The sequence below is a fragment of the Devosia insulae DS-56 genome, assembly GCF_000970465.2.
GTDB classification, from domain to species: Bacteria; Pseudomonadota; Alphaproteobacteria; order Rhizobiales; family Devosiaceae; genus Devosia_A; species Devosia_A insulae.
In genome coordinates this window covers 1-10,054 of sequence record NZ_LAJE02000082.1, presented here as the reverse complement: position 1 = coordinate 10,054, position 10,054 = coordinate 1, and the positions used below count along the sequence as shown (strand labels likewise).

Genomic DNA, 10,054 nt, shown 5'->3' with positions numbered 1-10,054 from the left:
GATGTACTTCACCAGAACTTCATATCGCCGGAGATCGCCATAACCATAGGGCATCGCACCCTAGGGGAAGCCAAATCGGCTAGGTGGGTAGCGCCGGTAAAGGCTGACGCCGACGTGCTGACGTGCACCGTGCGGCCCGAGCGCGGCGAACTGCCAATGATGGATTTCTTGGCTCCGGGGCTGCAGTACCTTCGTGCCGATAGGATCACCCCGACCGTAACGTTGCCCAAAAGCCAACACGCCGTCAGGCACAATCGCTTTCTGGGCGCGCGGGGAGAGTATACAGCTCATTACCTTCTCGAGTTCGGCGGCGAGACGTCGACACCTCAACTGCTTCGCGTCGGGGACGCAAAAGTTGGGAGCCTTCTCGGTCAGGTCAATGCGTGGCTCCAGGAATTCAGCCCCGGTGTTCGCGTTGAGCCTGAATCAATTCCGATGACTGACCTGGTCCGACTGGTATTCTCGTACCGAGGGGATGGAGCGGCCTACAGTGAGCCACTAAGGCCCACGAACGTGGGGTTCGGTTTGACGCACTCGCTTCCCATTGTGACGGCGTGTCTGTCAGCGACGCCCCGCACGACCATCATCGTAGAAAACCCGGAGGCGCAACTTCATCCAAAAGGGCAGGTAGCGATAGGAAGACTACTCGCGCTTACGGCAGCTAACGGCGTTCAAGTGTTGATCGAAACCCACAGCGATCACGTATTGAATGGAATTAGACTTGCAGTGAAGGATGGGTTTCTACCCGCGGATAGTACAAAGTGCCATTTCTTCGCGCGGAATTCAGGTCAGCGCGCTGAGTTTGAAACGCCAGCGATGACGCAGGACGGCCGGCTGTCATATTGGCCTTCGGGTTTTTTTGATGAGTGGGAAAGAAGTTTAGATCGGCTCTTGGACTGATAGATTGACACTTCAGCTCTTCCTAAATGATCTATCAACGCCACACGTCGGAATGGCGATCGAAGTGGCAATACAGCACTTGAAATCGCTTGTTGCGACTATAAGGCATGCACGGGCCATAGATGACAAACTGGTAGTGAACTCGGTTCATCCACTGAACTCTGTCATGATCGGTAGCCATACCGTTGCTGCCATCCGAAACACAGGAAGCTGCGTTGAGGAAAGCCAGTACCTCAAGCGAGTCGCGGATCGTTCACCTCTTCGGCTAGCGGTCGAAGAGGCGCGGGTTGACGTGGCCTCGTTTGAGTACAAGCTGCAACAATCGGCGCCAGTTTCTCCGGGCTGCGCCGCAGATGCATTGGGGTTGGCGCACCGGTTGGATGGACTGGCGGTCAGTTTGCTAACTGACGTGTACTGGAGCGCCCTCGAGGTGAATCTTGATCTGTTGGAGTTGTCGGCTACCGGAGACTTGGCGGAGCAAACCGTTTCCGCCAGAAACGCTGCGTCACCGGAGGGTGTAGCTAGCCACAGACCTACATTGGAAGACAGGCTAAGACCTCTCTTCCAAGATGGCAGGGAACTGTGGGCTGCTCGCGCTGAGAGGCTACCGCATTTAGAGTTCATTCCTAGGACCCGCGCTCAGATTGAGGGCATAGCAGCAGGAGATCCGTTCCTCGCCTCGGTCTGGGGGAAACTCAAGGGAATTAACGACGCAATTGCGCAATGGAAGGCGCTAAGGAGCGCTCACCCATCTTACCCTTTCAACGTACGACCTGAGAGCAGCAGCAGGATCGCGCTAACTCGCTTCAATGATAAGGACGGAATGACCTTAGAGTTCAGCGATCACACCGACCTTGCACCAGGAGAGGGGCGGCTACACTTTGTTGTACTCGCCCACCCAACCCGACGGGCACTTATTGGCCACGTAGGCAGAAAACTAGGGATAGGGTGACCCCTTACTATCCTCATCTTCAGCGCCCAAATTAGCGCCCCGGCGAGATCTCGACGCTGCGAACCACCGCATGCGCGCGAAGCGTAACTCTCATGAACTTCTCACCAAACCGCTCCACCTTGGCAGTTTTGCCTTTGGCGGCCCCCCTCACTCATCCCCCATCTTCAGCGCCTTGATGAACGCCTCCTGCGGGATCTCGACGCTGCCGAACTGGCGCATCTTTTTCTTGCCCGCCTTCTGCTTCTCGAGGAGCTTCCGCTTACGGGTCGCGTCGCCGCCATAGCACTTTGCTGTCACGTCCTTGCGCATGGCGCGGACAGTTTCGCGGGCGATGATCTTGCCGCCGATGGCGGCCTGGATCGGGATCACGAACAGGTGCGGCGGGATCAGGTCCTTGAGCTTTTCGCACATGATGCGGCCGCGGGACTCTGCGGCGTTTCTATGGACCAACATTGAGAGCGCATCGACCGGCTCGGCATTGACCAGAATCGACAGCTTCACCAGGTCGCCCTCGCGGTAATCGGCCAGCGTATAGTCGAAGCTGGCATAGCCCTTCGAGATCGACTTCAGCCGATCATAGAAATCGAACACCACCTCGTTGAGCGGCAGGTCGTACTCGACCATGGCGCGGTTGCCGACATAGGTCATGTTGCGCTGGATGCCGCGCCGATCCTGGCAGAGCTTCAGGATCGAGCCGAGATACTCGTCAGGGGTGAGGATGGTGGCCTTGATCCACGGCTCGCTGATGTGGTCGATGCGCACCACGTCCGGCAGGTCGGCCGGGTTGTGCAGCATCAGCGTCTCGCCATTGGTGAGATGCACTTCGTACACCACCGATGGCGCGGTGGCGATCAGATCGAGGTTGAACTCGCGGCTCAGCCGTTCCTGGATGATTTCGAGGTGGAGTAAGCCTAGGAAGCCGCAGCGGAAGCCGAAGCCGAGCGCTGCCGAGGTTTCCATCTCGTAGCTGAAGCTGGCATCGTTGAGCCGGAGCTTGCCCATGGCGGCGCGCAGCTCTTCAAAGTCCGAGGCATCGACCGGGAACAAGCCGCAGAACACCACCGGCTGCGCCGGGCGGAAGCCGGGGAACGCGCTGGCCGTCGGGCGGCGATCGTCGGTGATGGTGTCGCCGACATTGGTATCGGCCACTTCCTTGATCGAGGCGGTGAAAAAGCCGATCTCGCCGGGGCCGAGTTCGCCGATATCGATGAGTTTGGGGGTGAACACGCCGACGCGGTCGAGCTCGTACGCCGCGTTGGCGTTCATCATCCGGATCTTCTGGCCCTTTTTCACCGTGCCATCGATGACGCGGATCAGCACCACGACGCCCAGATAGGTGTCGTACCAGCTGTCGACCAGCAGCGCCTTCAGCGGCGCGTTGATATCGCCCTTGGGCGCCGGCAGCCGCTCGACGATGGCTTCCAGCACCTTGTCGATGTTGAGGCCTGACTTGGCGGAAATCTCCACAGCGTCACTGGCGTCGATGCCGATCACGTCCTCGATCTGCTGTTTGATCCGCTCGGGTTCGGCGGCGGGCAGGTCGATCTTGTTGAGCACCACCACCAGCTCATGATTGGCATCCATGGCGTGGTAGACATTGGCGAGGGTCTGCGCCTCGACGCCCTGGCTGGCATCGACCACCAGCAGCGAACCCTCGACGGCGGCCAGCGACCGGCTGACTTCATAGGCGAAGTCGACATGGCCGGGCGTGTCGATCAGGTTGAGGATATAGGTCTCGCCGTCGGTGTGCTTGTAGGTCAGCCGGACCGTCTGCGCCTTGATGGTGATGCCGCGCTCGCGCTCGATATCCATCGAGTCGAGCACCTGCTCCTTCATCTCGCGCAGCTCGAGGCCGCCCGTGAGCTGGATCAGCCGATCGGCAAGCGTCGATTTGCCATGGTCGATATGGGCGACGATGGAGAAATTGCGAATATGGTCGAGCGGTATAGACATGGGCCGCTGATACCAGAGCCGTGTGGCCGGGCAAAGATGGTTTATCGGGGGTTAACAGCGGCAGATGCGTATCGCGTGCGCGCTCGCAGCAAACCCTGACATCGGGTGGCAGGCGATTGCGCTATCACCACCCGGCGCAACAGGGCGCGGGGAGGCTCATAAATGGATTCCGAGACACGGCGCGGTTTTGCCTTCAACCATGGCGACTGGGTGGTCACCAACCGGCGGCTCAAGGCCCGCGGCGTCGGCTCGAGCGAGTGGGATGTGTTCACCTCCTACGAGACGGCGCAGCTCATGCTCGGCGGCATGGTGTCGATCGATGAGAGCGACTTCCCCACCAAAGGCTTCAAGGGCATGACGCTCAGGATCTACAACGCCGAGCGCGACGAGTGGGCGATCTACTGGATCAATTCGGAGAAGGGCGTGCTGGAGCCGCCGGTATTCGGCCGCTTCGAATTCGGCCGCGGCAGCTTTGCCGGCGACGACATGGATGGCACCCGACCGGTCAAAGTGCTGTTCGACTGGAGCGGCACCGACACCGAAACCCCACGCTGGAGCCAGGCGTTTTCGTACGATGGCGGGGATAGTTGGGAGACCAACTGGATCATGGAGTTCCGCCGGCCGGGGTAGGGCTGTCGGAATGAGTTGAGTTGGACTGCCCCTCACCCCGACCCTCTCCCCAGCGGGGAGAGGGGGCGATGGGGCACCGTCTGTGGTCTCGCGTCCCCTCTCCCCTCCGGGGAGAGGGTCAGGGTGAGGGGAAGTTCAATCAAGCGCGAAGCCATGAGACCCGGCCAAAACCGGGTCGCTTCCCTCAACCACCATCGGCAATATCTCCCCACCAAAGGAGACCCCACCATGACCCTGCATTACTCCGGAATGCCCTCTGATCTCGCCGCCGCCTACCGCGCCGGCGCCCCCGATGCCAACGGCCAGGCGCCCGAACGGCGCATCTCCGATGGCGACGGGGTGCCGTGCCGGCACTGCCTCGAGAACGTCGCGGCCGGCGAGCCCTATCTCGTTCTCGCCTATCGTCCGTTCCCGGCACCGCAGCCCTATGCCGAGCTCGGGCCGATCTTCCTCCACGCCGAGGCCTGCCCGGCCTATGAACCCGCCGCCGGCCTGCCGGAGCGCGAGCAGCGCGGCACCAGCGGTCGCATCTTGCGCGGCTACGGCGCCGACGACAGGATCGTCTACGGCACCGGGATCGTGGTGGGGAACGATGGCATCGAGGCAGCGGCGGAGGCGATCCTCGAGCGCGCGGACGTGGCTTACGTCCACATGCGCTCGGCCACCAATAACTGCTTCACCCTCAGGATCGACCGCGCAACCTGACGCGGGGTCGCCGCGTTCGGGGTGCATGCGCTTCATCCTCGCCTGCCTCTTCGCCAGCATGAGCTTTGCCGCCCTGGCGCAACAGGCAGGCGACGCGACCGTACCCCTTCCCAAGGCGCGGCCGGCAGAACTCTCCGCCGAACCGGCGGTGAAGCTGCCCCGGCATCGGCCGGCGGCAACGCCCGAAAAGCCTGCCGAAACACCCGCACCGAAGCCGCCCACCGCTGACCCGATCGGCCCGCCGCTACCCCCCGGCGAGCACGTGGCGGAACCGGCCGAGCCGACCGCCCCGCCGCGCATCTACCAGACGGCGTGCCCGGCCGTGCTGCTCGGCAAGGTCGAGGCCAAGGCGCTGCCGCCGATCGAGGAGAAACAATGCGGCACCCAGTCGCCGCTCTCGGTCACCGGCGTCCTCGCCAATGGCCGCATGGTGCCGGTGGCGGGCGGCGTCGAGACCGATTGCGGCATCGCCTCGGCCCTGCCGGCCTGGATCGAATCGATCGACAGTTACCTGCTGGCCCGGGACAATACGCGGATCGCCGAGGTGGTGGTCGGCACCTCCTACATGTGCCGCAACGTCAACAATGGCAGCACCGGTAACCTCAGCTTCCATGCCTTCGCCGATGCGCTCGACGTGGTCGGCTTCAAGCTCGAAGACGGCCGCTTTGTCACCGTCGAGGGCGGCTGGGCCGATGCGCTGTCATCGGAGGGTCGGCTGCTGCGCTTCGCCCATGATTCCGCCTGCGCCCACTTCACCACCGTGCTCGGCCCCGAAGCCAACGCCGAGCATCACGACCACCTGCATGTCGATCTCGGCTGCCACGGCAAGACCTGCACGGCGCGGCTGTGTGAGTAGCGTCAGGCGCTGCGGTCGGTGAAGACCGCCGCGATCAGCAGCAGCAGCGCCAGGATGGTGGCCCCGAGCCGCGCCGCATGCCAGCTCCACCAGCTGTTGCGCAGCGTCTCCCAATCGGCCGGAAGGGTGTTGGCGGACCAGCCCATCACCGCGTCGTTGATCGGCTGGTTGAGCAAGCGGGTGATCAGCCCGGCGGCGACGAGGCCGAGCGCCGTGGCGCCATAGAGCATCAGCACTGTCGGCCGCTGCCGCGTCAGCACGGCCAGCACCACCACCACAACGATCGCGGCCAGCCCCATCAGCGGCAGCAGCGTGTTGAGGCCGCGCACCGCACCCTGATGCACCTCGACAAAGCTCGCGGGCGAATAGCGGGTAATGTCGTAGCCAAACCAGATTCCATACATGCTGCCGGCCAACAGGCCGACGAGCAGCAGGGAAAGCGCTTGTCCAATGGTGGATAGATAGCCGAGGCCAGGCATAGGATAGGGCTCCTCTCGACGCTGGCCCTGTAATTACAATACAGTGTCACTGTAGTCAATATGGCAATGGCATAGCGAATTGACCGAGCAGCCCGAACCCCGCCGGAAATACCGGTCTCGCCTGCGCCAGCAGCAGGCCGCCGACACGCGTGGCGCCATTGTCGCGGCGGCGCGCCAGCTGTTCATTGCCAATGGCTGGCAGGGGACGACCATCGCTGCCGTGGCGCGCGCCGCCGGGGTATCGGCGGAGAGCGTCTACGCCGTGTTCGGCAACAAATCCGCGCTGCTGCTTGGGGTGGTGCAGGCCGCGGTGCGGCGTGGCGATCCGGCGACGCCGCTGGTCGAACAGGCCGGCCCGCGGGCCGTGGCGGCTGCCCACGATCAGGCCGAGATGCTCAGGCTGTTCGCCCGCGATATCGCGCAGGTACTCTCGGCGGTAGCCGACATCGTAGCGGTGCTGCGTGTCGCGGCTGAAACCGACCCCGAAATGGCGAAGGTCTATGACGCCATCCATGCCGGGCGACGCGAGAACCTGGCGCTGGTGGCGAAGGCGCTGGCCGGCAAGGGGCCGCTGCGGGATGGGATGAGCGAGGCCGCGGCCCTGGCGCAGATCTGGCGCCTCGCCAGCCCCGAACTGTTTCTGATGCTGACCCGGATCGAGGGTCTTACGCCGGAGCAATACGCCGCCTGGCTCGAGCACACGCTGGGCCAGCTGCTGCTGCCCTGAGCGCAGGACAGCCCGACCGCCTGCAACACCCCACCGGCGTCATCCCCGCGAAAGCGGGGACCCAGTGCGATCTCTCAGCCTCCACCAGCGCCGCAGCATCCCACTACGTTCCCGCCTGCGCGGGAATGACGCCGGTGGGTGGGCAAGGCAAGCTTGAGGGCAAGAACCGCCCTCGGAGTGTTTCAGCTGATCCACTGCAACCATCCCAAACTCGGCGTCATCCCCGCGAAAGTGGGGATCTCCGTTAGCGATGCTGAGGGTTGCGCGAAAACAGAGGTTCCCGCTTTCGCGGCAATGACCCCGTGGGTGGGGGCCAATATGCCCTCACACCACCGGCGAGCAATCCTTGCGCATGAACGCCACCACCATCACCGTGCCATCCTCGAAGCGATACTCACCCCTGCCGCTGACGTGGTAGCCGAAGGCGGAGTAAAAACTCTTGGCGTTGAGCGAGGCGCGGACGTTGAGTTCGTGCACGCCGTGCGCGCTCACCGCCGCTTCCATGGCCTTAAGCAGCGCGCGGCCGATGCCGCGGCGCGCCGCTTCCGGCGCCACGTAGCAGGCGGAGATCTCGCCGGCCTCCGGCACGACGACGCCGAAGCCCACCAGCGTGCCGTTCTGTTCGGCCACCAGCGTCAGCCCGCCATCTTCCTGGGTTTCGCGATAGCGCCGCTCGGCGCTCGTCAGCGTCACCGATGGGCTCCAGTGCGCCAGCACGTCGTGCGGATAGAACGGCGCTGCCAGCTGATGCACGGCGACATGGTGCAGCGCGGCAATCGCCAGCGCATCGCCCAGCCGCGCCGGGCGGATCACCAGGGGCGAGGCGACGTTCATCACCAGCTCAGAGCGCGTCGTCTTCGCGGCGCGGATGGTGCGTCGGCAGGTCGGCCCAATCGCGCGGCGTCCAGCTGGTGGTCCAGTCGCGGGTCTGGGGCTTGGGCGAACGGTTGCGGAGCTTGGAGAACAGGTCTTTCATCTTCATCTTTCTTCTCCCGGATCGGGACGGGCGCTCAGCGCCATGGGCGGTCGATCTAGTCGGCACGCGCTGAACGCCCCATGAACTGGCCTGTCAGGCGGAAATGCACTACAGCAGCCCGCATGTCGCACCTCCCCGATATCAAGCCGCGTGCGTTCGATCCGAACGCGCCGTTCGAGATTTTCCTCGTCGCCACTCCCGGGCTCGAGGCGGCCCTGCGCGCCGAAGCGGCAGCTTTGGGGTTCGAGAAGCCCCAGCAGGTAGAAGGCGGCGTCACCATCACCGGCGGCTGGCCCGAGGTCTGGCGCGCCAATCTCGAGCTGCGCGGCGCCACCCGCGTGCTGGCCCGTTTCGCGACGTTCCGCGCCATGCACCTGGCGCAGCTCGACAAGCGGGCCCGAAAACTGCCCTGGGCGGCGCTGCTCCGCCCCGACGTGCCGGTGGCGGTCGAGGCCAGCTGTCGCAAGTCGAAAATCTATCACGCCGGGGCGGCGGCGCAGCGCGTCGCCACCGCCATCCGCGAGGAGCTGGGCGCCCCGGTGCTCGACAAGGCGCCGCTCACCGTCATGGCGCGGATCGAAGACGATCTCGTCACCATCAGTGTCGATACCTCGGGCGAGCTGCTGCACAAGCGCGGCCATAAGGAAGCGGTGAACCGCGCGCCGATGCGCGAAACCATGGCGGCGATGTTCCTCAGCCAATGCGGTTACACCGGCAATGAACCGGTGCTCGACCCGATGTGCGGTTCCGGCACCTTCGTCATCGAAGCCGCCGAGATCGCCGCCGGCCTGCAAGCGGGCCGCTCCCGCACGTTTGCCTTCGAGCAACTGGCAAGCTTCGATCGCCCGGGCTGGGAAGCGCTGCGCACCACCACGCGCCGCGAACCGACGGTGCGGTTCTATGGCAGCGACCGCGATGCCGGCGCCATCGAGATGAGCAAGGCCAATGCAGAGCGCGCCGGCGTCGCCGGGCTGACCGAGTTCCGGCAGTTGCCGGTCGGCGAGCTCGAACGCCCACCGGGGCCGCCGGGCCTCGTGATCGTCAACCCACCCTTCGGCGCCCGCATCGGCGAAAGCGCCTCGCTCGGCCCGCTCTACCGCAGTCTAGGCAGCGTGCTGCGCGAGCGCTTCTCCGGCTGGCGCGTCGGGCTGATCACCACCGAACTTGGGCTGGCCCGAGCGACGGCACTGCCGTTCCTGCCGAACGGCGCCCCCGTGCTGCATGGCGGGCTGCGGGTGACGCTGTATCGGACGGATGTGTTGCCTAAATGAACCGGCGGCGCCCCTAGCGTCCCCTCGCCCCTCCTCGGGGCGCGATAGCGCCTCCGGGGGGAGAGGGTCAGGGTGAGGGGCAGCCAAGCACACTGAGTTAGCAGCCACCCTTACGACACTCGATCTCAGCGCCCTTGGCGCCCCTCACCCCGCGGTGAGGCCTTCGGCCTCCCCGCCGCCCTCTCCCCAGAGGGGCGAGGGGGCGCTAGGGGCCGGCCAGTGCGCTCAAGCCCCGATGCAGTCGTCAAACCGCGGGTGATACACCGGCAGATCTGCCAGCTCGCGCGCGCTCATGGCGCTCAGCGGGTCGTTGCCCGTCTCATCGCCCTCGATCTCGAACAGTCGCGCCAGCCAGAGGCGCAGTTCGCTGAACAGGTTGTACATTTTGAAGCCCTCCTTGGGTGCGGTGTACGGCCTAATATGTGCTGTCAGGCTGTGTGCGCCAATCGACAAGAATTTCCGAGGGGTATAGAAAATCTATATGCCGAGCCCGTTTCCCATTCCGCTCAATGCCATTCGTGCCATCGAGATCGTGGCGCGGCGCGGCGCGCTTGCTCCGGCCGCTGAGGAGCTCGGGGTGACGCCTGGCGCCGTCCGCCAGCATC

11 protein-coding genes are annotated in these 10,054 nt (G+C 64.4%); 6 read left to right on the top strand and 5 right to left on the bottom strand.

Features of this window, described 5'->3' with window-relative positions:
- A partial coding sequence (locus VW23_RS05705) for an AAA family ATPase (RefSeq protein WP_069908627.1) occupies nt 1-900 on the top strand: 900 nt, incomplete at its 5' end.
- A gap of 1,099 nt (nt 901-1,999) precedes the next feature.
- Here VW23_RS05705 and lepA read toward each other — a convergent pair.
- The gene (gene lepA / locus VW23_RS05700; protein WP_069908626.1) at nt 2,000-3,805 is read right to left on the bottom strand and encodes a translation elongation factor 4; all 1,806 of its coding nucleotides are present in this window, start codon (nt 3,803-3,805) and stop codon (nt 2,000-2,002) included.
- Between the two features lie 162 nt (nt 3,806-3,967).
- On the opposite strand from lepA, the gene VW23_RS05695 reads away from it, so the two are divergent.
- From VW23_RS05695 to VW23_RS05685, 3 genes are all read left to right on the top strand, one after another.
- A complete protein-coding gene (locus tag VW23_RS05695) occupies nt 3,968-4,435 on the top strand; it encodes a hypothetical protein (RefSeq protein ID WP_069908625.1) in 468 nt (155 codons plus the stop codon).
- A 228-nt stretch (nt 4,436-4,663) separates the two neighbouring features.
- Nucleotides 4,664-5,140, top strand: coding sequence for a DUF1203 domain-containing protein (locus VW23_RS05690; RefSeq protein ID WP_055873142.1), 477 nt, complete (start codon nt 4,664-4,666; stop codon nt 5,138-5,140).
- 25 nt (nt 5,141-5,165) lie between these two features.
- Entirely contained in the window at nt 5,166-5,996 is an 831-nt protein-coding gene (locus VW23_RS05685) for an extensin-like domain-containing protein (RefSeq protein ID WP_069908624.1), read from the top strand.
- A 2-nt stretch (nt 5,997-5,998) separates the two neighbouring features.
- Here the strand turns inward: VW23_RS05685 and VW23_RS05680 are convergent, their stop codons facing one another.
- Complete coding sequence (locus VW23_RS05680; protein ID WP_069908623.1) at nt 5,999-6,475, bottom strand: anthrone oxygenase family protein; 477 nt, start codon at nt 6,473-6,475, stop codon at nt 5,999-6,001.
- A 79-nt stretch (nt 6,476-6,554) separates the two neighbouring features.
- Between VW23_RS05680 and VW23_RS05675 the strand changes: the two genes are divergently transcribed.
- Complete coding sequence (locus VW23_RS05675; RefSeq protein ID WP_069908622.1) at nt 6,555-7,202, top strand: TetR/AcrR family transcriptional regulator; 648 nt, start codon at nt 6,555-6,557, stop codon at nt 7,200-7,202.
- Nucleotides 7,203-7,526: 324 nt separating this feature from the next.
- On the opposite strand, the gene VW23_RS05670 is transcribed toward VW23_RS05675, so the two are convergent.
- A complete protein-coding gene (locus tag VW23_RS05670; RefSeq protein ID WP_069908621.1) occupies nt 7,527-8,036 on the bottom strand; it encodes a GNAT family N-acetyltransferase in 510 nt (169 codons plus the stop codon).
- 7 nt (nt 8,037-8,043) lie between these two features.
- Nucleotides 8,044-8,184 carry a hypothetical protein gene (locus VW23_RS28875; RefSeq protein WP_176730337.1) on the bottom strand — a complete coding sequence of 47 codons (141 nt, stop codon included), beginning with the start codon at nt 8,182-8,184 and terminating at the stop codon, nt 8,044-8,046.
- 116 nt (nt 8,185-8,300) lie between these two features.
- On the opposite strand from VW23_RS28875, the gene VW23_RS05665 reads away from it, so the two are divergent.
- Nucleotides 8,301-9,449: a THUMP domain-containing class I SAM-dependent RNA methyltransferase gene (locus VW23_RS05665; protein WP_069908620.1), complete on the top strand. Its 1,149-nt coding sequence runs from the start codon at nt 8,301-8,303 to the stop codon at nt 9,447-9,449.
- A gap of 225 nt (nt 9,450-9,674) precedes the next feature.
- On the opposite strand, the gene VW23_RS28870 is transcribed toward VW23_RS05665, so the two are convergent.
- Nucleotides 9,675-9,833 (bottom strand): hypothetical protein, encoded by a 159-nt coding sequence (locus VW23_RS28870; protein ID WP_176730336.1) that lies wholly within the window; start codon nt 9,831-9,833, stop codon nt 9,675-9,677.
- Between the last annotated feature and the right edge of the window lie 221 nt (nt 9,834-10,054).